The 20,823-nt window shown below is 67.8% G+C and carries 17 protein-coding genes; 15 read left to right on the top strand and 2 right to left on the bottom strand.

Annotated features, from left to right (window positions below):
- Nucleotides 1-26: 26 nt before the first annotated feature.
- Nucleotides 27-1,250, top strand: a complete 1,224-nt coding sequence (locus AB0L82_RS00530; protein ID WP_364628825.1) for a serine hydrolase domain-containing protein — start codon at nt 27-29, stop codon at nt 1,248-1,250.
- Between the two features lie 123 nt (nt 1,251-1,373).
- Here AB0L82_RS00530 and AB0L82_RS00535 read toward each other — a convergent pair whose 3' ends face one another.
- Nucleotides 1,374-2,609 carry an amidohydrolase gene (locus tag AB0L82_RS00535; RefSeq protein WP_364628827.1) on the bottom strand — a complete coding sequence of 412 codons (1,236 nt, stop codon included), beginning with the start codon at nt 2,607-2,609 and terminating at the stop codon, nt 1,374-1,376.
- Nucleotides 2,606-3,844 carry an MFS transporter gene (locus AB0L82_RS00540; RefSeq protein ID WP_364628829.1) on the bottom strand — a complete coding sequence of 413 codons (1,239 nt, stop codon included), beginning with the start codon at nt 3,842-3,844 and terminating at the stop codon, nt 2,606-2,608. The genes AB0L82_RS00535 and AB0L82_RS00540 overlap by 4 nt, the downstream gene beginning before the upstream one ends.
- Before the next feature lie 50 nt (nt 3,845-3,894).
- Here AB0L82_RS00540 and AB0L82_RS00545 point away from each other — a divergent pair, with 50 nt between their 5' ends.
- The 14 genes from AB0L82_RS00545 to AB0L82_RS00610 all read left to right on the top strand — a co-directional run bounded on the left by AB0L82_RS00545 (nt 3,895) and on the right by AB0L82_RS00610 (nt 20,795).
- Nucleotides 3,895-5,022 carry an Lrp/AsnC family transcriptional regulator gene (locus tag AB0L82_RS00545; protein ID WP_364628832.1) on the top strand — a complete coding sequence of 376 codons (1,128 nt, stop codon included), beginning with the start codon at nt 3,895-3,897 and terminating at the stop codon, nt 5,020-5,022.
- 383 nt (nt 5,023-5,405) lie between these two features.
- Entirely contained in the window at nt 5,406-7,100 is a 1,695-nt protein-coding gene (locus AB0L82_RS00550; RefSeq protein ID WP_364628835.1) for a thiamine pyrophosphate-binding protein, read from the top strand.
- Nucleotides 7,097-7,756, top strand: a complete 660-nt coding sequence (locus AB0L82_RS00555) for an SRPBCC family protein (protein ID WP_364628837.1) — start codon at nt 7,097-7,099, stop codon at nt 7,754-7,756. The genes AB0L82_RS00550 and AB0L82_RS00555 overlap by 4 nt, the downstream gene beginning before the upstream one ends.
- 3 nt (nt 7,757-7,759) lie before the next feature.
- Entirely contained in the window at nt 7,760-8,776 is a 1,017-nt protein-coding gene (locus AB0L82_RS00560; RefSeq protein WP_364628840.1) for a 3-oxoacyl-[acyl-carrier-protein] synthase III C-terminal domain-containing protein, read from the top strand.
- Between the two features lie 9 nt (nt 8,777-8,785).
- A complete protein-coding gene (locus tag AB0L82_RS00565; RefSeq protein WP_364628843.1) occupies nt 8,786-9,790 on the top strand; it encodes an aminotransferase class I/II-fold pyridoxal phosphate-dependent enzyme in 1,005 nt (334 codons plus the stop codon).
- A 122-nt stretch (nt 9,791-9,912) separates the two neighbouring features.
- A complete protein-coding gene (locus tag AB0L82_RS00570; RefSeq protein WP_364632703.1) occupies nt 9,913-10,302 on the top strand; it encodes a MarR family transcriptional regulator in 390 nt (129 codons plus the stop codon).
- 165 nt (nt 10,303-10,467) lie between these two features.
- A complete protein-coding gene (locus AB0L82_RS00575) occupies nt 10,468-12,270 on the top strand; it encodes a long-chain fatty acid--CoA ligase (RefSeq protein ID WP_364628846.1) in 1,803 nt (600 codons plus the stop codon).
- Between the two features lie 353 nt (nt 12,271-12,623).
- Complete coding sequence (locus tag AB0L82_RS00580) at nt 12,624-13,031, top strand: hypothetical protein (protein ID WP_364628848.1); 408 nt, start codon at nt 12,624-12,626, stop codon at nt 13,029-13,031.
- Between the two features lie 102 nt (nt 13,032-13,133).
- A complete protein-coding gene (locus tag AB0L82_RS00585) occupies nt 13,134-14,645 on the top strand; it encodes a condensation domain-containing protein (RefSeq protein ID WP_364628850.1) in 1,512 nt (503 codons plus the stop codon).
- A gap of 3 nt (nt 14,646-14,648) precedes the next feature.
- Nucleotides 14,649-15,992 (top strand): glycosyltransferase, encoded by a 1,344-nt coding sequence (locus AB0L82_RS00590; RefSeq protein WP_364628852.1) that lies wholly within the window; start codon nt 14,649-14,651, stop codon nt 15,990-15,992.
- Nucleotides 15,989-16,945, top strand: a complete 957-nt coding sequence (locus AB0L82_RS00595) for an ATP-binding cassette domain-containing protein (protein WP_364628855.1) — start codon at nt 15,989-15,991, stop codon at nt 16,943-16,945. The genes AB0L82_RS00590 and AB0L82_RS00595 overlap by 4 nt, the downstream gene beginning before the upstream one ends.
- A 61-nt stretch (nt 16,946-17,006) precedes the next feature.
- Nucleotides 17,007-17,840, top strand: a complete 834-nt coding sequence (locus tag AB0L82_RS00600; protein WP_364628857.1) for an ABC transporter permease — start codon at nt 17,007-17,009, stop codon at nt 17,838-17,840.
- 15 nt (nt 17,841-17,855) lie between these two features.
- Nucleotides 17,856-19,196, top strand: a complete 1,341-nt coding sequence (locus AB0L82_RS00605) for a hypothetical protein (RefSeq protein ID WP_364628860.1) — start codon at nt 17,856-17,858, stop codon at nt 19,194-19,196.
- 96 nt (nt 19,197-19,292) lie between these two features.
- Nucleotides 19,293-20,795, top strand: a complete 1,503-nt coding sequence (locus AB0L82_RS00610; protein ID WP_364628863.1) for an NAD(P)/FAD-dependent oxidoreductase — start codon at nt 19,293-19,295, stop codon at nt 20,793-20,795.
- Nucleotides 20,796-20,823: the final 28 nt, after the last annotated feature.

Below are 20,823 nucleotides of genomic sequence, written 5' to 3' on the forward strand. Positions count from 1 at the left end.
CCGGCCCGACAATGAGGTTGCCCGCCATGCTGACCCCGACCGCCACGCTGACTCTGCCCGAGGGAATCCGCGGCGCCGCGGACCCGCGCTTCGCCGCCCCCGTTCGCGCCTTCGCCCGCCTGTTCACCCATTACGTGCGCACCGGCGGTGCGCTCTCGGTACATCTGAGAGGTGAACCGGTGGTGCGCGTCTGGACCGGCACCGCCGACGCCGCGGGCGATATCCCCTGGGAGGCGGACACCACGGCACTGACCTTCTCCACCACCAAGGGCATCACCTCGCTGGTGGTGCACCGGCTGGCGGATCGCGGACTGCTCGATTACGACGCGCCGGTCGCCGCGTACTGGCCCGAATTCGCTGCGGGCGGAAAGCATTCCATCACCGTGCGCGATGTTCTCGCGCATCGCGCGGGGCTCTCGGATCTGCGCCGCGTGGTGCGCGCGCCCGGCGATGTGCTCGATCACCTGCTCATGGAACAGCGCCTGGCGGCGGCCACCCCGGACTGGACCCGCGGGCTGCCCGTCTATCACGCGGTGACGTTCGGCTGGCTGCTCGGCGGTCTGTGCCGCGCGGTCACCGGTCAGGGTATGGCCGAGCTCTATCGCGCCGAAATCGCCGACCCGCTGGGCATTACGGGCATACATCTGGGCCGCCCGTCCGATGGCACCCCGGTCGCCGACCTCGTCGGTCCCAGCCTCGATGCCGCCGGAAGCCGCCTGGGCAAACCGATCACCCTCGCCGCGGTCCGGGTCCCGCTGGTGGGCAAGGTGATCAGCTCCATGCATTTCCACGGCGGGGAGCAGGCCGTGCGCGGACCGATTCCCGAACTGTCGTACTCCGAAAATGGCGCAGCCACCGGCGTTTTCACCGCCGACGCGATCGCGAGTGTGTACTCCACCCTCGCCAATGACGGCAACCGCGGTGACACCCGGCTGCTCTCCTCACGGACCACCCGCGCCCTGATCCGCTCCACCAACACCAGCCCCGATCCGAACCGCCTCACCTTCTGGCACCTCGGCTATCACCCCTTCCCCACGGTCGGAGCACCCCGCGGCCTCGGCCATATGGGCCTGGGCGGCTCCGGCGGCTGGGCCGACCCCGATTCCGGCCTCTCGGTCGGCTTCGTGCACAACCGCCTCGACCTGGCCCGCCTGCCCATCGATATGACCCTGATGTCGCTCCTGCTGCCCGCCGTGACCCGAGCGGCATCCACCGCGGTCCGCGCCGAAAGCGCCACCCGCGCAGCCTGATCCACCGCCGCGTACGCGCGCGGAAACAGGACCGGGTGGGACGACCCGCGCCGAACCCGCGGCACCCGGTCCTGCTGAACCCTCTCGCCGGAATGAAGGGGCCGGTGATTTATGCGCGAGGATTTATGCGCGAGCGAGTTCCGAGCGCGCGGCGACCACCATCGCCGTGATCATCGCGGGCAGCGTCTGCGCCGGGTCCGGTGCGAAGCGCGGGGAGTGATTGGAGGGGAAGCGCGGCGGAATGGTGTGCTCGGCCAGCATGAGCGCCTGATCCTCTTCGGTGAACCGCGCCGCGTCGATACCGCCGATATGCCAGAACACCGACGGGCACCGCGCGGCGGTGCCGAAGACCCCGAAATCCTCACTGCCGGTGAGCGGATGGGTCAGCGGCATGACCGGGACCCCGCCGTCGGTGAGCGTCCGCATGATGCGTTCGGTCGCGCCGTCGGTATTCACCGTCACCGGGAACGGGTCGTACGGGGTTACCTCCGGTGGGACGGGCGCGCCCGCGCCCTCGGCCTCACTCGCGGCGAGACGGGTGATGTCGTCGAGCATGGCCGCCCGCGAGGAATCGCTGAAAGTCCGCAGCGTGAGCAGGATTTCGGAGGTCTCGGCAATGATATTGGGCCGGGTGCCCGCGTGCAGCGCGCCCGCCACCAGCACCGGGCTCGCCGGCACCGCGGCCTGCCGGGCGGCCAGCGCCTGCATGCGCACCACGAAATTGGCCGCCATGAGCAGCGGGTCCACCGCCAGATGCGGTTGCGAACCGTGCCCGCCACGCCCGGTGAACCGCACCCGAATGGAATCCGAGGCGGCCATGATCGGCCCGCTCTTGCTGATCGCCAGTCCGGCGGGCAGCGGCGCGACATGCTGGCCGAGCACGATGCCCGGGGTCGGAAAGCGTTCCAGCACCCGATCGTCCACCATGCGTTGCGCGCCCGCGCCGGTCTCCTCGGCGGGCTGGAAGATCGCCACCACGGTTCCGGCGGGACGATCCTGGGACAGCTGCGCACACGCGCCGAGCAGCGCCGTCACATGCGTATCGTGGCCGCAGGCGTGCATGACTCCCGCTGTGCGCGAGGCGTATTCGAGGCCGGTGGCCTCCTGTACGGGCAACCCGTCCATATCCGCGCGCAGCCAAACCACCGGTCCCGGGGCACCCCGCAGTACGCCGACCACGCCGGTGCCGCCGACGCCCGTGGTCACCTCCCAGCCGTCCAGCTTCCGCAGTTGCTCGGCCACCAGACTCGCGGTGCCGTGCTCTTCGCCGGACAGTTCCGGATGCTCGTGCAACTGCCGGTAGACCTGCTGCCAGTGCTCGGATATCGCTTGTGCGACAGCGGTATCGGTGGTGGTCACGGGAGACTCTCCTTCGTCGGTTCGACCGCCGGCGCGCGCCGGGCCACCTTCGCCCGGAACTCGTCCGCGGTCTGCGGGACCAGCGACGCCGCCACGATGCTGAGCAGCGGTCCGATGGCCATGATCTCGAAAGCCGTTGTGTAAGAGACGTGGTCGGTCACCACCCCGAAGAGCAGCGGGCTGAGCACACCCGCCACCTGACCGCCGAAAATAATCACACCACTGGCCGCGCCCATATACGCGCTGCGCAACGCCCGCAGCGGCACCGAGAACGCGGGCATGAACGCCAGCCCGGCCGCCAGACTCATCACGGTGCCGACCACCACGAACAGCGGAAACGGCTCGGTGCGCGGCAGTACGAACAGCATGACCGCGGTGAACGCCATCGCGGGCACCACGATCACCCGGGGCCGTCCGCCCAGCCGATCGGAGAACCGCGCCCCCAGCACCACACCGGCCCCCGCGGCCAGGGTCGACGGCACCGCCGCGACGGCGACCAGGGTCATGGATACCCCGCGCTCCTCCTGCAGGAAGGTCGGCGTCCACGCGGTGACACCCCAGACCAGCACGTCATAGCCGAAGAAGATGGCGGCGTAGCCGAGCAGCGCGGGGGAGAACAGCACCGCGCGCCGTTCGGCCGCCGACAGCTCCTCGTTCTCCTGGGTCGCGTCCTGCGGCAGCGGTTCCGGCATCCATTTGCGCCACGCGATGATCACCGCCACACCGAGCACCGAGATGAGCGCGAACATGATCCGCCACCCGACCGTCGGCAACAGGATGCCGGAGATCACCGCCGCCGCCAGAATCCCGACCGCGTTCGAGGAGTTGGTCCAGCCGGTCGCGGTGGTGCGCTGCTCGGGGACCGAACGCTCGGCCAGCGCCTTCATCGCGGCGGCCGGGAACACGCCCTGCACCAGTCCGAACAGGAAGCGAATCGCCAGCAGTACCGCGAAAGACCATGCGACGGCGGTCAATCCGGTGAAGACCGACCATGCGATCAGCCCGATGGTGCCGACCTTCAGCGCCCCGTAGCGGTCCGCCAGCAGCCCGCCCGGCACCTGCACGATCGCGTACGCCAGGAAGAACACCGAGATGAGCAGACCCTGCTGGGTGTGGTCCAACCCCAGATCCTTGCCGATCGACGGCAACGCGAAATTGATCACGGTCCGGTCGATGTAGTCGACAACCCAGGCCGCGAACAACAGCATGACGGTTATCCGGGTGGTGCGTGGCATTCCTGCCCCTTCACAACGTGGAGGCGTGGCGAAATGCCACAATGGCCCCCATGGCCGAGGATATGGCGAAATCGCTGGATAACGCCATTTCCGATCAACTCCCGCCGGATTCCGCCACCGGCGGCGGTCGCGCCGGGATCGAACCCGCCGAGGCCCGGGGGATCGCCGCGGGGTTCGGGGAGCAGGATCTGGATCTGGTCAACGCGTTGCAGATCAATCCGCGCGCCTCGTGGACGCGGATCGGCGCATCGCTCGGAGTGGACGCCACCACGGTCGCGCGGCGCTGGGCGCGGCTGCGCGGGACCGGGCTGGCGTGGATGACGGCGTACGCGCCGGAGTTCGCGGTCATCGGCTACGTGCGCATGCACTGCCGGGCCGATGCGGTGGCGATGCTGTCCGATCGGATCTGCGCGTACGAATGCGTCTTCTCGGTGGAGCGCACCAGCGGGCGCTACCAGTTGAATCTGTCGGTCGCCGCCGAAGACGCCTGCGCGCTGGATGATTTCGCGGTGCGCGCACTCGCCGCGCTGCCCGGTGTGCTGGACGTGCGGGTCGCGGTGGGACTGCGCATCTATATCGAGGGCGGGCACTGGCGGCCGGGCGCGCTGGATCCGGTGCAGCGCACCCTGCTGACCGATGCGCAGCGGCATCCGCGCGCACCCTCGCGGGTCCGCGCCGGGGATATCGAACTCATGCTCGCGCTCGCACCGGACGCCCGCCGCGGTATCGCCGAATTGGCCGCCGACACCGGACTGAGTGAGACAACCGTGCGCCGACGCCTCGCGGATATGACAGGTTCGGGTCGTTTGCAGATTCGCTGCGACTTCGCTCAGCAGTCCGCGGGCTGGACCGTGAACACCAACCTGTGGGTACGGCTGCCCGCCGGTGAACTCGACGCGCTGGGTGCCGAACTCGCGCACTGGCCCGAGATCCGGCTCTGCGCCGCCGCTACCGGTGCCAGCAATGTGCTGGTCATCGCCTGGCTGCGCTCGCAGCACGAATGCATCCTCCTGGAAAACCGTCTGCTGCAAAGTTTCCCGAATCTGGACATTACCGAGCGCCAGCTAACCCTGCGTGCCCTCAAACGTATGGGCAGACTGCTCGCACCGGACGGCGCCGCCACCGGCCATATCCCCTTCGCGGTGTGGCCCGCCCCCGTCGCGAGCCGGGTTAACTAGGCCCGGGAGCGGGGCCCTGTCCATGTGCCGGGGCTCAGAACCGGTGCGGTGCCATTGGTTCCGGGCACAAGGTTCCGGTGAATACCGCGCTCGGACTTGCTTTCGGGCGCTCGGGACCTAGATTGAACCCGCGCGGGGTCTGAACCGTTAGTCCTGAAGAGTCGATCGAATCCCGGTTGCGGGCGAGATGCCGACTCGAATGCCACCGCATTCGGGTCGCAGCGCCACCGAGATCCGTTCGGCGGCGTCCCTACACGCCAAAATCGCTGGCTACCAGCACTTTTCAAGCAATCCTGTGACCTGTGACACATTGTCTGGGACGGGCGTCCGTGGATACATTGTGGACGATGTATCGCGGGCAATGTATATCGAAACGGGGGATCGTGAGCGAACGCGGAGCAGCCGTTCAGACCGTCGCGGACGTCATCGTCGCGCGACTCGGCGCCTACACCGATCACCTGTTCGGCGTGGGCGGTGCCAATATCGAGGACCTGTACGACGCCGTCCAGCGCCGCCCCGATCTGCTGACCGGCATTGTCGCCAAACATGAATTCGGCGCGGCCACCATGGCGGACGGGTATGCCCGCGCCACCAATCGGCTCGGCGTGGTCGCCGCCACCTCCGGCGGTGGAGCGATGAATCTGCTTGCGGCGCTTACCGAGTCCTACGACTCGCGGGTGCCGGTGCTGGCGCTGGTCGGTCAGCCGCCGATCGGGTTGGAAGGCCGGGGTGCGTTCCAGGACACCAGCGGCGGGCACGGGCGGCTCGATGCCGAGCGCATCTTCGGAGCGGTCAGCGTCTCGTGCGTGAAAGTCGCACGGCCGCAGGATATTCACGCCGATCTGGAGCGAGCCATCGAGGCCGCGCTCGCAGGTGGTCCGGCGGTATTGTTGCTGCCCAAGGATATTCAGGCGGCCATAGCGCCCGGTGGTTCGTGGCCGGTATATCGCGAGGCCGATCCCGTGCCCGCGCCCTGGCAGGTCGACGTGCGTGCCGCGGGGCAGCTCGCCGAGGCCGCCGAACTGCTCACGCTGGCCGCCGGACAGGGTCCGGCGGTGATCATCGCCGGACCCGAGATCGCGCGGGCCGACGCCCGCGCCGAACTCGCCGCGCTGGCGATATCCCTCGATGCCCGGGTGCTGGTCACCCCCGACGCCAAAGACGCTTTCCCGAACCGGCATCCGCGTTTCGCCGGTGTCACCGGCATCATGGGGCATCCGCACGCGCCGGAGCTGGTCGCGGCCGCCGCGGTATGCGTACTGGCCGGGACGCCGCTGTCGATGACCGCGCGCGCCGGATTGGACGAGGCGCTGGCCGCCTGCCCCCGGGTGCTGCATCTGGGCGAGGACGAGCCGTTCGTACCGGTGCGGGTGCGTGTGCCCGGATCGCCGCGCCGCCGCCTGCTGGAGCTGTCCGCGCGTGCTTCGCGGCCGGGAGTCGGGGCGGCACAGCCCGCTCGGGACGCGCTGCCGGTGCTGTCGCCGCCGCCCGCGAACGGGCCCGGCGTGCGCTATCGCGATGCCGTACAGTCGATTTCGTCGCGCTTGGAACCCGGCACCGATGTGGTTGCCGATGCGGGCAATACCGGTGCGGCGGTGGTGCATCACCTCCCCGTTCCCGACGGCGGGCGCTTCCTGATCGCGCTCGGCATGGGCGGTATGGGTTACTCCTTCGGCGCCGGTATCGGCTGTGCGCTCGGCCGTCGCCGCCGCACCTTCGTAATCGCCGGTGACGGTTCGTATTTCATGCACGGCAACGAGGTGCACACCGCCGTCGAATATCAGGCCCCGGTCACCTTCGTGATCTTCAACAACAACGCGCACGCCATGTGCGTCACCCGCGAACAGCTCTACTACTCGGGCGACTACAGCTACAACCGCTTCCGCCCGGCGGAGATCGGCGCGGGGGTGGCGGCCATGTTCCCGCAGCTGCCCGCCTATACCGCGAGCACCCTCGCCGAATTCGACAACGCTCTGGACAAGACCCGCAATGAGGCGGGCCCGGTCTTCATCGAAATCCTGTGTGATCCAGATGAACTCCCTCCCTTCGCCCCCTTCCTGAAGGAGCCCCGCGCATGACCGACACCATCAAGGCCGAACCGGTCGAGGTACCGCATCTCGACGTCCCCGGCGTGTATCGCATCGAGACCATGTCCCTCAAGGAGGGCATGCCGATGGTCCTGGACATGACCCGGGCGGTGTACCCGCACGATGAGATATTCGGCGAGTACTGCACCGTCAACGAATACATCGACGCACCGCCGGACGAGGTGTTCGAGTACCTCTCCGATACCCGCAGCCTGTGCGAATGGACCTACAGCATGCGGGGTTTCGAGCGCACCGACACCCCGGACCTGTGGGTCTCGGACGATCGCATCGGCTCGCACACCCGCATCTACACCCGCACCGAATCCAGCCGCGAGACCCGCACCGTGGACTACCACTGCGCCTGGGATCAGGGTGAGCACCTGTGGATGATCTACCTGATGCGGGTCGTGGACGCGCAGAAGGTGCTCAACAAGCCGGGTTCGGTGGTGCTGTGGACCAACTGTCACCACCCGTTCTACGACGAGAACGCCTACCCCGCGACCGCGCCGGAGGGCCGCCCGGTATGGGTCGGCGACTTCTGGCACCTCTTCGCCGCCGGGCATCTGCTGGAACTGCGCAATCTCAAAGCCATTTGCGAACACCGGCACGCCAACGGCCAGCCGATCAAGCCCGAATGGATGGACTGAATCATGACCACAGCTACCGTCAGCCTGCTCGACGTCGCCGGGTACCTGCCTGAAACCGTCGTTCCCGCAGACTATTTCGCGCAGTACGCCGATGCAGAGGACGTCACCGCGAACATCATGTTCAAATCGCCCAAGTTCCGGCATCACGTGGCGCCGGGTGAGACGCCCGCCGATATGGCAGAGCGCGCCGTCGCCCCGCTGCTGGACCGACACGGGCGAGATGTGTTGCGGGACATCGATGTTCTGATCGTGCACACCCAGCTCCCGGAGACCGGCATCGTCGGCAACGGAGGCGAGGTCGCCGCGCGCCTGGGCATCAATCCCGAATGGCTCATCGATCTGCACAATGGCGGCTGCGCGGCCTTCGTGCACGCCATGAAGCTGGCCCGGCAGATCCTGGTCAGCACCGATGCCAAGGCCGCGCTCATCGTCACCATTCAGAACGCCGCCGGGCAGATCTTCACCCAGGAGCAGGTGCGCGGAAAACCGCAGGCCGCCATACCCGGTGACGGTGCGGGCGCGGGTCTGCTGGTGAAGTCGGATATCTCGCCCATCCTCGATATCGAGACCCGGCATCTGCCGCAGTTCGCGGGTGAGATGACGGTGCTGGCCGATCCGCCGCGCAAGTACTGGGAGGCCGGGCCGGGCCAGATGCATGTCGGCTTCACCGAATCCAAGATCGCCAAGGTGCTCGGGCGCGGCAATCGGATCGTGCCGGAGGTGGCGCACGCGGTGTGCGAGCGGCTCGGCGTCCCCAGCAGCGAACTGGATCTGCTGGTCACCAATCAGCCCAACCGCGCGTTCCTGCGCAACTGGCGCGATGCGCTGCTGCTGCCCCAGGACAAGCATCCGGACACCTTCGACGAATGCGGAAACCTGTTCGGCGCGGGCATTCCCGTCAATTTCGATCGCGCGATCGATGAGGGCCGCGCCGCACCCGGATCGCTGGTGATGTTCGCCGGATTCGCGCACGCCGGCGATTTCGCGGCCGCCGCCGCGGTGCGCTGGGGCGGGCGCTGAGGCGACGCGATGGCACCCCTGGCCCCGCTCGGGCATCAGTTGCAACTCAATGAAAACCCCTATGGGCCACCGGCTTCGGTGCGTGAGGCGCTATCGCGCGCACTGTCCTCGGCGAATCGGTATCCGGAGTTCCTGCCGCAGCGGCTGCCCCGGCTGATCGCCGAGCGGCTCGGGGTGGACGCCGATCGCATCGTGGTCGGGGCCGGGGCGACCGGCGTCATCATGCATATCGTGCAGGAATTCGGTTCCGGCGGTGCGGGTGTGGTGATGGCGACGCCCACCTTCGACGGGTATCCGATCCTGACCACCATGTCGGGCGGGCGGCCGATGACCGTACCGCTCACCCCGGACGGACGGCAGGACCTCGACGCGATCGCCGACGCCATCGATGAGCGCACCCGGCTGGTGGTGCTGTGCAGCCCGCACAATCCGACCGGAGCACTGATCACGCCACGGGAATTCGAGAAGTTCCTGCACCGGGTGCCCGCGACGGTCCCCGTCGTGCTGGACGAGGCGTATGTGGACTTCGTCCCCGGCGAAGATCGCATCGAAGCTTTGGCATTGGTCGACCGACATCCGAATCTGCTGGTGCTGCGCACCTTTTCGAAGGCGTACGGACTCGCCGCGCTGCGTGTCGGCTACGCCATCGGGGATCCGGAGCTGATCGAGCGAATCGCCCGCTGGCAGTTGCCCTTCGGGATGAACGCGCTCGCCGAGGTCGCCGTGCGCGCCTGCTATGCGGCCGAGCCGGAGATCGCGGCCCGGGTGAGCGTGATCGCCGGGCATCGGCATCGCCTCACCGCCGGACTGCGTGAGCTGGGTCTGTCGGTGCCGGACAGCTATGCCAACTTCTCGTATCTGACCCTGCCCGAGCCGGATATCGATCGGGTGGCGGCCGCCTTGGCGGGTGCGGAGATTCACGTCAAGCGCTATCCGACCGGTATCCGCATCACCGTCGGGGACCGCTCGGCCACCGACGCCGTTCTCGCCACCGTGCGCAGTACAGTGCAGTAATGTCAGAAAATCCGCCTTCCGCACCCGATGGGCACCGGGCCGGAGCGGACGAGGAGATCGACTACGCGCTTCTGTCGCTGAACGCTCAGCTGTGTTTCGCGCTGTACTCCACGTCGCGGTCCATGACCGCTGCCTACCGTCCCTTCCTGGACGATATGAATCTCACCTATCCGCAGTACCTGGTGCTGCTGACGCTGTGGGAACGTCCCGGAATCACCATGAAAGAGCTCGGCGAGCATATTCACCTCGACTACGGCACGCTGTCACCGCTGGTACAGCGCCTCACCGCCAACGGTCTGGTGGAGAGTGAGCGCAGTGCCTCCGATGGCCGGGCGCTGGTCTTGCGCGCCAGCGCCGCCAGCGCCGAACTGCGGGTCGCGGCCCAGCACATGATCCATGCCGTACTCGAATCGGTCGGGCTGCCGATCGAGGACATCGAGGCATTGCGGGACCGGGTCAACGCGCTGGGCGCGCGGCTCGACGCCATGGTCGTGGCCGCCCGCTCCCACTGATGGGAATGGTCTGCGGCACACTCGGGTGATGTGTGCGGTGTTCGCCCGCACATTGTGATCCACCGCGCAGGGCTCCAGCATTGTGAGTTGGCCCTGCTTCGGGGGTCATGCGAGAGTGTGCCCGCGTGCCGGACACGGGGACCGGCAGCAGAGAGGTCGTAACAGATGGGTTCCACCGCGGTTGCAGGGCGCGAGTTCGAGGTGCAGGCGTCCTACACCATCGCCGAGGGTGCGGCGCTGACCGATGTCATCGACAACCTGGAGCGGGATTCGCCGAATTTCGTGGCGTTCCAGATCCCCGAGGGCTCCGGCTGGCGCGATGTGACGGCGGCCGAATTCGCGGCGCAGGTGCGCGCGGTGGCCAAGGGACTCATCGCCTCCGGTATCGAAGCGGGGGATCGGGTGGCGCTCATGTCCGCCACCCGCTACGAGTGGACCCTCATCGACTACGCCATCTGGACCGCCGGTGCGTGCACCGTGGCCATCTACGATTCCTCCGCCACCGATCAGGCGCAGTGGATCCTCTCGGATTCGGGCACCAGACTGCTCATCGTCGAGAACGAGCGGCATGCCGCCGTCGTCGCCGAGATCAGCACGCCCGATCTGGGCGAGACGCTGCGGGTGGACGCGGGTGCGATCGATACGCTGATCGAGCGCGGAAAGTCGGTGCCGGACAGCGCCATCGCCGAGCGCCGCGCCCAGGTGCGCGCCGAATCGCCCGCCACGCTCATCTACACCTCCGGCACCACCGGGCGTCCCAAGGGCGTGGTGCTGACGCAGTCGAATCTGCTGGCCGAATCCATCTCCGGCAAGATCGCGCTGCGACATCTGCTGGCCGAGGGCAAGACCACGCTGATGTTCCTGCCGCTCGCGCACGTCTTCGCCCGCGCCATCGCGGTGGGCTCGCTGGCCGCCAAGGTGACCGTCGCGCACACCTCCGACTGGACCACGCTCACCACCCAATTCGCTTCGTACAAGCCGGATTTCATCCTGGCGGTGCCGCGCGTATTCGAGAAGGTCTACAACGGCGCGCGCCAGCAGGCGCATGACGGCGGTAAGGGCAAGATCTTCGATCTGGCCGCCGATACCGCCATCGCGTACAGCACGGCGTTGGAGACCGGTGGCCCGGGACTGGTGCTGCGGGCCAAACACGCGCTGTTCGACAAGCTGGTCTACTCCAAACTCCGTGCGGCCCTTGGTGGTCGGTGCACCGGGGCAGTGTCCGGCGGCGGTCCGCTCGGTGCGCGGCTCGGCCATTTCTTCCGCGGTATCGGCGTTCCGGTCTTCGAGGGCTACGGCCTGACCGAGACCAGTGCTGCCGTCACGGTGAACACGGTGTCGCAGATGCGGGTCGGCACCGTCGGCGTGCCCATCGAGGGCAATGCCGTGCGCATCGCCGACGATGGTGAAGTCCTGCTCAAAGGCTCGGTCGTCTTCGACGGGTACTGGAAGAACGACGCCGCGAACGCCGACGCCTTCACCGACGGCTGGTTCCACACCGGCGACCTGGGCGCGCTCGACTCGGACGGCTTCCTGTCCATCACCGGCCGCAAGAAGGAAATCATCGTCACCGCCGCGGGCAAGAACGTCTCGCCCGCGCCGATGGAGGACACGCTGCGCGCGCATCCGCTGATCGGGCAGTGCATGATCGTCGGCGATAACAAGCCGTTCGTCGGTGTGCTGATCACCCTGGACCGCGACGCGCTGCCGGGCTGGCGGCAGCGCAACGACATCCCCGCCGACGCCACCATCGAGGATCTCACCGTCAACCCGATTCTGGTCGCGGAAATCGATGCGGCGGTGGCGGATTCGAACAAGAAGGTCTCGAAGGCCGAGGCGGTCAAGAAGATTCGCATTCTGTCCGCCGACTGGACTCAGGAAACCGGTGAGCTGACACCCAAGATGTCGCTGAAACGCGCTGTGGTGCTTGAGAAGTACGCCGACGAGGTCGCGGCCATCTACTCCTGACGCACCTCGGTCACACCGCTACCCCGCAATCCCCCGTTCGCCGCGACAGGCGAGCGGGGGATTGTGCGCTCCGGGGTTTAATTCCGCGCGGTGAAAACCATTGAAAGTGAATGACTGGGCAAAATTGGCTTTCAGTGGTCTGGCACACAGTAGAAGTGCACGGGAACATTCCGTTAACCATTTGTTTGCACGCCGGTGTATTGCATCCATCTGGTAACAATGATGTTCTTGGTTCGCGCCCGACTCGGCGCATTCCCGGCAGCGTCGCCGCCGCTCTCTCAAACTGCTCGTCAGCCGAGCCGCCGTTTCGGCGCACCGCTCCAACTGATGAAGGTTCGAAAGGATTTCAGGCCATGAACGCACGTATCGTCATCCGGGTTGCCGCCAGCTGTGCGGGCACCGCGCTGACATTCATCGCGCCTGCCCTGGCTACCGCCGCACCGGCGGGAGGCGATATCCCGCCTCCCGCCGATGCGACCGCTCCCGCCCCTGTTCAGTCCGTTCTTCCAGCGCTCGGTTCCGGTAGCGCGGCCGCCGGAACAGGCAGTTCGACCGGAGCCGGCGTTCTCGGAGCACTCGGCACCGGCAGTTCCGCCGCGGGTTCGCTGGCCGGACTCGTCCCGGGACCGGGATCGGTATTGAGCCTGCTGGGCACCGGCAGTGGCGCGGCAAGTGGTTCGGCACAGGCGGGCGGCACGCTCGCGCAGGCCCTCGGATCCGGAAGTGCCGCAGCGGGTGCGGGCTCCTCGGGTGTGAAGTAAGTCAATAGCTTTCAATTCGCCAGACGTGAATTGAAGGGCGTGGAATTTTACGGAATCCCTACGCCCTCACCGCCGGGCATGAAATTCGATGAGGACATCGATATGGAATACACACATCTTTCCGAATTCGCCCTGCGCCCGGGCACATTGACGCTGTGGCGGCCGGAACTGGCCGCCGGACAGGAGTGGACGGGCGATCCCCGGCCCTTCACCAGTGTGCATGTCCGGCACTGCCTGGACACCGACGCCACCGATCCCAAGCCCGGCCGCGGCCGCTGGATCGGCACCATCTTCGAAATGGACGCGGCCTTCGAACCCGAGCACTGGCGCGAGACCGTGCGGTTGTGGCATGCCCGGCACGAAGGTCTGCGCACCACGCTCGATCGGCACACCGATTCCGAACCGCGGCGACTGGTGTGCGCACCGGAGGCGGTCGCGGTCGCCGACGAACCGGTGCCCGAGCTCACCACCCCCGGTGCCATCACCGAATACCTCTGCGACGCTTTGGAATCGCGACTGTCCGCACTGGTGTGGCCGCACTGCCTGCTCGCCACCGTGCAACACGAGAGCGCCGACTTCACCGTGCTGATCGCCGCCGACCACTCGGTAATGGACGCCTACTCCCAGGCCATCGTGATCCTGGAACTGCGCACCCTGTATCGCTCGGTGGTGGCGGGCGAACCCGTGCGCGAATCGGTGACCTTCGGCAGCTCCGCCGATTTCGCGGCCCTGGAGCGCAGCACCGCCGCCGCGCTCACCCCGCAGTGCGAGGCCGTGCGACTGTGGCGCACCTTCCTGGACGGGTCCGGCGGCATGCTGCCGCGCTTCGAACCCGCCATCACCGCGGGCAGCGGTAATCCCTCCGAATTGCCGCAGACCAGCGTCTCGCGAAAGCTGCTGCCGCTGGATGAACTCGAACGCATCGAGACCATGGTCACCGCGCGCGGACACCGGCTGTCCGTGGCGGTATTCACCGCGCTGGCCATCGCCTACCGGCGGGCCTTCGGCTACATCTCCATGCGGGCGATCATGCCGATCGCCACCCGCCCGGATCTGAAATGGCTCGAATCCATGGGCTGGTTCGTGAATGTCGTCCCCATCGACATCACACTGTCCCCGGATCTGGATCTGGACAACGCCCTCGAATCCACCCGTAAAACCCTGCGCCGCTCCAAGGTCGCCAATGACGCCACCTGGACCCGCGCGCTGGAGCTGCTCGGCTGCGAGGACCGCCCCCGCTTCGGCATCTCCTTCCTGGACATTCGCGTCCTGCCCGATTACGAACTCGTCGAATCCCTGCGCGGCCACACCCTGCGCGCCGAGTCCTACTCCGGCGACGAGGTCTTCTTCTGGATTGTTCGCGCGGCCGACGGCCTGCGCCTGTCCACCCGCTTCCCGGCCGCCTTCCCCGCTCACGAAATGGACCGGTTCCTCACCGAATTCACCCGCGCCATGCGCGAATTCGGTGGTGCGAGCTTCGTGGATCGCGAATCGGCGGCCCTGGCGGAAACCGGTGACCTGGTTCGCGAGGTGACGGATTTCCCCGCGACGGACTCCGTGGATGCCGCGAATGATGGTGCGGTGCAGCGGGTTCCGGTTGCGGCGCAGGGCTGAGCCGTGAGGGTGCTATTGGCCTTCGCGGGCAGCCGGGGTGATGCGCAGCCGGGGGCGCTGCTGGGCCGGGAACTGGCCGCGCGCGGCCATGAGGTGACCGTGGCTGTCTCGCCGAACCTGGTGGAATTCGTTGCCGGGAACGGTGTTTCGGCAGCGCCGTTCGGTGTCGACAGCGCCGCGCTGCTGCGGGCGCAGCAGCACGACCACCGCTTCTCCAGTTGGAGTCCGGTTCGGCGACTTCAGGCCCTGGTGGATCTGCAACGGCGCGGATTCGCCGAGGCGGCGGCCGATCTGCTCGCCATGGCGCAGGACGCCGACGTCCTCGTCACCGGTATGGCGTGCGAGGAGATCGCGGCCGAGGTGGCGCGATCGCGCGGAATTCCACTGGCCGCCATGCACTTCTTCCCGATCCTGCCGAATCGATCTGTTCCGGTGGCCCCCGCACCCTGGGGTCATCGCGTACCGGGCGCGATGAATCGGCTGGGCTGGCTGGCCCTGACCAAGGCCCGCGCCTGGTCGCTCGCCCCGGAGATCGATACCCTGCGCCGCACCCTCGGTCGCTCCACGGCCCATGAAGTCGCGCCGCGGACCGCTATTCAGGCATATGACATCGAGCTCTTTCCCGGTTTGGCGGATGAGCTCGGCGCTGCGCCCGTCGTCGGGTTTCCGGTTGTGCCAGGCGCACAGGGTGATTCGGCGGCACCGGGTGCTGTCGGGGTGATTCCCGAGCCGTTGACCGAGTGGCTGCGGGCGGGGGAGCCGCCCGTGTACGCGGGATTCGGGTCCATGCCCGTCGCCGATCCGGAGGCGGTGCGGGGCATGGTGCGCGAGGTGTGCCGTCGCCAGGGCCGCCGGGTGTTGTTGACCGGCAGCATGTTCGAGCCCGAGCTGAGCGCGGAGGCGGCGGTGCTGGCGCAGGTCGATCATCGTGCGGTGCTGCCGCGGTGTGCGGTGGCGATTCATCACGGCGGAGCGGGTACCACCGCCGCCGTGCTGCGGGCCGGGGTGCCGTCGGTGATCTGCGCGGTGCAGGCCGATCAGCCCTACTGGGGTCGGCAGTTGACCGCGCTCGGGCTGGGCTCCACGCTGCCGTTCACACAGTTGTCGGCGGATCGCCTGGAGCAGGCGCTGATTCGCGCCACCGAGCCCACCGTCACGCTGCGGGCCTCGGCCTACGGTCTGCGGTTCCGCGATGACGGGGTCGCCCGGGCCGCCGATGTCATCGACGCACTGATCCCCGCCGACGTGGATTCCGGCGCACCCCGGGCGAATTCAGTCCCATCCACGACCGATCCGGCAGCGCTGCCGGGCGATATGGCTGCCATCAGGATCGGAGATACTCGATGAGTTCCGAGCTCGCAATCGAAACACAGTCGCTGGGAAAGACTTTCGGCTCGCTGACCGCGGTCGACAAGGTGGACCTGCGGGTCGAGGCCGGTACGGTATTCGGCCTGCTCGGCCCCAATGGCGCGGGCAAGACCACCACCGTCAGAATGCTCGCCACCCTGTTGCGCCCGGACTCCGGGACGGCCAGCGTCTTCGGCCACGATGTGGTGCGCGATGCCACCGCCGTCCGCTCCATGATCGGTCTCACCGGCCAGTACGCGGCGGTGGACGAGAACCTGACCGCACTGGAGAACCTACGCCTGTTCGGCCAGCTGCTCGGCCTGACCCGCCGCGCCGCCGCCCGCCGCGCCGAGGAACTGCTGGAACAGTTCGAGCTGACCGCCGCCGCCCGCCGCCGCGTCGGCACCTTCTCCGGCGGTATGCGCCGCCGTCTGGACCTGGCGGCGACCCTGATCACGTTGCCGCCGTTGATCTTCCTGGATGAGCCGACCACCGGCCTGGACCCGCACACCCGCGAGAGCATGTGGACCATCGTGCGCGAGCTGGTCGGCCGCGGCGCGACCATCCTGCTCACCACCCAGTATCTGGAGGAGGCCGACGCGCTCGCCGACCGCATCGCGGTCATCGACCACGGCACCGTGGTCGCGGAAGGCACGGCGGCCGAACTGAAGTCGTCGCTCGGCGAGGAGATGCTCCGCATCGACCTGGTCGATCCGGCCCAGCGTTCCCTGGCGGACGCGGCGGTCGAGCGCATCGTCGGCGTCACCCCGCTGCACGGTGACACCCCCGCCACCCTCTCGGTTCCGCTTCGCGATATCGAGAGCGCCGCCGACGTCATCACCGCCTGCCGCGACAGCGGAATCCGACTGCGCGGCTTCGCCGTCGACCGCCCCGACCTCAACTCGGTCTTCCTCACCCTCACCCGCAAACCCGAGCGGAGGGCGTCCGCATGACGGCCCGAACCTCTTCCGCCGCACCGAATCCCCGCACCCGCACCGAGAGGAGGACCCACGCATGACCGTCCTCACCGAGATCCCCGTGACCGCCGAACCCGAGGCCCGCATCGAGCGCAAGCCCACCGTCCGGCACGTGGGACCGCTTGCGGCGCTGCGACAGTCGCTGACCATGGCCAAGCGCGGCATGTTGACCTTCCGGCACAGTCCGCAACTGCTGTACGACGCGGTGCTGCTGCCGATCATCGGGCCGCTGTTGTTCGGCAGTGTGTTCGGCACCGCCATCGCGGGCAGCATGCACGCCTACCTGCCGACCCTGATACCGGGCGTGCTGGTGCAGATCGTGCTCACCTCGTCGGTGGCGACGGGAGTGCAACTGTCCGAGGACATTCGGTCCGGTGTCTTCGATCGCTTCGTCGCCATGCCGATCGCGAGGTCCGCACCCGTCACCGGTGCGCTGGTGGCCGGGGCCACGCGGTACGTGATCGCCGCGGTCATGGTGCTGGTGGTTGGCTTCGGAATGGGTTACCGCCCTGAACATCCCGGTGGCCTGGTGCTGGGCGCGCTACTGGTGGTGCTCGCGACCACGGCGCTGAGCTGGATCTTCGCCTTCATCGGCGTGACGGTGGCCAAACCCGCCGCGGTACAGGGCATGTCGATGCTGGTGCTGACCTTCCTGAGTTTCGCCTCCAATGCCCTGGTGCCGGTGGCGGCCATGCCGACCTGGCTGCGGCACGTCTCGGACTACAACCCCGTCTCACATCTGGTGGCGGCCGTGCGCACCCTCGCCGATGAGGGCCGCGTGGGCGGCGACCTGATGTGGTCGGTGGCGGCGGCGCTCATCGTCGCGATCGTGTTCGCCCCCTTGACCGTTCGCACGCTACGCAATCGCTGATTCGGAGGATCCGGGATGAACCGGCTGACCGCAGACGATGATCTGTTCCTGAAACTGCACGCCCTGTATGGCAACGCCCTGGTCAATCAGCTGGCCTGGCGTTTCGACGAACCCGTGGATCAGGCTGTGCTGGAACGCTTTCACGCGCATCTGGCGCACGGCTTCCTGGCCCGGCGGGTGCGCACCACGGCGGTGCCCTTCGCCCGCCCGTGGTGGGTGCCCGCCGCGCAGTCCATTCCATTGGCGTCGCAGTCCGAGCGGGTTCCGGAAGACGGCGTGCTGGACTGGTTCTTCGACCAGAGCCGCGTCGATTTCGACCCCTCGGTGGGCCGGGTGTGGCGGCTCTCGTCCGCCCCGACCGATACCGGCGGCATGCTGCTGTCCCTGGTCACCTCGCATGTCGGCGCGGACGGGGGAGCGGTCCTCTACGCGGTGGGCGATGCCCTGGACCGCCTGGATTCCGGTGCGCCGGTGGATATCGCGACCAGCTCCGGCCGTCTCGTCGGCGACCTGCCGTCAACGGGGTTGTACCGCAGTCACTTCGCCGACGCGCTCGGTCAATTGCGCGCCGCCGCGAAGGGAATTCGCGCCGCCTTCGCCGCTCGCGATGTCCAGGAACCGGCGCGCAATCCACGCCCGGCCGAACCCGCCCTCGACCTGCCGGACCGGCATACCGCCGCGAGTCTCGTGGTGGAAGTCGGCCTGGCCGAATGGAATACGGTCGCCGCCGCGCACCAGGGAACGGCCAACGGCCTCATGGTCGGGGTCGCGGTCGGCATCCTCGGCCGCACCGGGCGCATTGCCGACGGCGCCGAGGTGCGGGTGGACATTCCGCATTCCATGCGCCTTCCGGACGATCCGCGCGGCAACGCCACCACGGGCCTGCCCATCGCCGTGCGCTACCGCGCGGGTGAGCTCACCGATCTCGCGCAGGTGCGCGCCGCCATCAAGAAGGCCGCGCGTGCCTACGCCGATCCGGCGACCACGCCCGCGCTCCAGCATCTGCAACCGGTGCAGATGATGCTGCCCAAATTCGTGCTGGACCGTTTCTCCCGCACCGCCAAGGCTCCCGAATGCCTGTGCACCAATCTCGGCGAAACCGGTCAGACGGTGGCGAACTTCGCCGGTGTGCGCGCCCGCTCGGTGCTCATGCGCCCGGTGGTGTGCACCAATGACACCGAACTCTTCCGCCGCGTCGAGGTGGGTCTCAATCTCTCCTGGTCCAGTGATGGCGAAACCGTCACCCTGGCGGTGACCGGCGCGGATCCCGATCGATTCCCGAACAGGGAAGCCCTGCGTGAATGCGTGGCCAAGGAATTCGCCGCCTGGGGTCTGCACCCGGTTTTCTGGTCCTGAACCAGCGTCAGAGTAGACGTTACTATGGATAACAGATAACATGCGGGAAACCCGGACGACGGAGCCCGGGCATGAACAGACGAAGCGAGTACCTCAATGACGCGGCATGTCGACGTACTGATCATCGGCGCGGGCCTGTCCGGTATCGGCATGGCCTGCCATCTGACCCGGGAGAACACGGGTCGCAGCTATCTGATCCTGGAACGCCGCACCGCCATCGGCGGCACCTGGGACCTGTTCAAGTACCCGGGCATTCGCTCCGACTCCGATATGTACACCTTCGGCTACGGCTTCCGCCCGTGGATCGGCACCAAGGTGCTCGCCGACGGGCCGCATATCCGCCAGTACGTCGAGGACACCGCCGCCGAATACGGCGTCACCGAGCACATTCGCTTCGGCCGCAAGATGACCACCGCGAGCTGGGACAGCGCCGCCGGCCTCTGGACCGTGCAGGCCCTGAACGAGACCACCGGCGAGACCGAGACCTACACCGCGAACTTCGTGGTCGGCTGCACCGGCTACTACGACTACGACAAGGGCTACCGTCCCGAGTTCCCGGGTGAGCAGGACTTCACCGGCCGGATCATCCACCCGCAGCACTGGCCCGAGGACCTCGACTACACCGGTAAGCGCGTGGTGGTCATCGGCAGCGGCGCGACCGCCATCACGCTGATCCCGGCCATGAGCGATAAGGCCGCGCACGTCACCATGCTGCAGCGCTCGCCCACCTATATCGCCGCGCTGCCCGCCAACGATCCGGTCGCGGTCGGCCTCAAACTCGCGAAAGTGCCTGCCGCCATTGCCTATCGGGCGGGCCGGGCGCGCAATATCGCCCTGCAGCGCGCGAGTTACCAACTGTCCCGGACCAATCCGAAGCTGTCCGCCAAGCTCATGCTGGCCGCGGTGCGCGCCCAGATCGGTTCCGGAATCGATATGCGGCACTTCACCCCGTCCTACAACCCGTGGGATCAGCGCCTGTGCGTGGTGCCCAACGGTGATCTGTTCAAGACGCTGCGCAGCGGTAAGGCGTCCATCGCCACCGATCAGATCGAGACCTTCACCCCGAACGGCATCAAGCTGCGCTCGGGCGAGGAGTTGGCCGCCGATATCGTGGTCAGCGCAACGGGTTTGACCGTGCAGATGCTGGGCGGGGCCACCCTCGAGGTGGACGGTGAGCAGTTGGCGACGCGAGATCTGGTGGCGTACAAGGGCGCTCTGCTCGGCAATGTCCCGAACCTCATGGTGATCCTGGGCTACACCAACGCCTCCTGGACCCTCAAGGCCGATCTGGCCGCGGAGTACTTCTGCCGCCTGCTCAACCATATGAAGGCCGAGGGCTACACCGAGGTCGTGGCCGTGCCCGAGGAGGGCGATCGCTCCGAGGCCTCGCTCATGGGCGGCGCGCTCACCTCCGGATACATCCAGCGCGGCGACGGTGTCATGCCCCGCCAGGGCACCCGCGGTCCGTGGCTGGTGATCAACAATTACTTCCGGGACCGCGCCATGCTGCGCAAGGGCGCGATCGAGGACGGCATCCTGCGGTTCCGCCGCCGGGTTCGCAAGGCCGAGCCGGTGGCGGCCGAATCGCGTTCCGCCTGACCATGATCGCGTGACCACCGGGCGGTGG

The organism is Nocardia sp. NPDC052001 (assembly GCF_040680615.1).
Lineage (GTDB): Bacteria > Actinomycetota > Actinomycetes > Mycobacteriales > Mycobacteriaceae > Nocardia.

What these genes read in the sequence shown, in the direction of transcription:
- AB0L82_RS00530 (WP_364628825.1), top strand. Translation starts at nt 27, where the DNA reads ATGCTGACCCCGACCGCCACGCTGACTCTGCCCGAGGGAATCCGCGGC.
- AB0L82_RS00540 (WP_364628829.1), bottom strand. Translation starts at nt 3,844, where the DNA reads ATGCCACGCACCACCCGGATAACCGTCATGCTGTTGTTCGCGGCCTGG.
- AB0L82_RS00545 (WP_364628832.1), top strand. Translation starts at nt 3,895, where the DNA reads ATGGCCGAGGATATGGCGAAATCGCTGGATAACGCCATTTCCGATCAA.
- AB0L82_RS00555 (WP_364628837.1), top strand. Translation starts at nt 7,097, where the DNA reads ATGACCGACACCATCAAGGCCGAACCGGTCGAGGTACCGCATCTCGAC.
- AB0L82_RS00560 (WP_364628840.1), top strand. Translation starts at nt 7,760, where the DNA reads ATGACCACAGCTACCGTCAGCCTGCTCGACGTCGCCGGGTACCTGCCT.
- AB0L82_RS00565 (WP_364628843.1), top strand. Translation starts at nt 8,786, where the DNA reads ATGGCACCCCTGGCCCCGCTCGGGCATCAGTTGCAACTCAATGAAAAC.
- AB0L82_RS00570 (WP_364632703.1), top strand. Translation starts at nt 9,913, where the DNA reads ATGACCGCTGCCTACCGTCCCTTCCTGGACGATATGAATCTCACCTAT.
- AB0L82_RS00575 (WP_364628846.1), top strand. Translation starts at nt 10,468, where the DNA reads ATGGGTTCCACCGCGGTTGCAGGGCGCGAGTTCGAGGTGCAGGCGTCC.
- AB0L82_RS00580 (WP_364628848.1), top strand. Translation starts at nt 12,624, where the DNA reads ATGAACGCACGTATCGTCATCCGGGTTGCCGCCAGCTGTGCGGGCACC.
- AB0L82_RS00585 (WP_364628850.1), top strand. Translation starts at nt 13,134, where the DNA reads ATGGAATACACACATCTTTCCGAATTCGCCCTGCGCCCGGGCACATTG.
- AB0L82_RS00595 (WP_364628855.1), top strand. Translation starts at nt 15,989, where the DNA reads ATGAGTTCCGAGCTCGCAATCGAAACACAGTCGCTGGGAAAGACTTTC.
- AB0L82_RS00600 (WP_364628857.1), top strand. Translation starts at nt 17,007, where the DNA reads ATGACCGTCCTCACCGAGATCCCCGTGACCGCCGAACCCGAGGCCCGC.
- AB0L82_RS00605 (WP_364628860.1), top strand. Translation starts at nt 17,856, where the DNA reads ATGAACCGGCTGACCGCAGACGATGATCTGTTCCTGAAACTGCACGCC.
- AB0L82_RS00610 (WP_364628863.1), top strand. Translation starts at nt 19,293, where the DNA reads ATGACGCGGCATGTCGACGTACTGATCATCGGCGCGGGCCTGTCCGGT.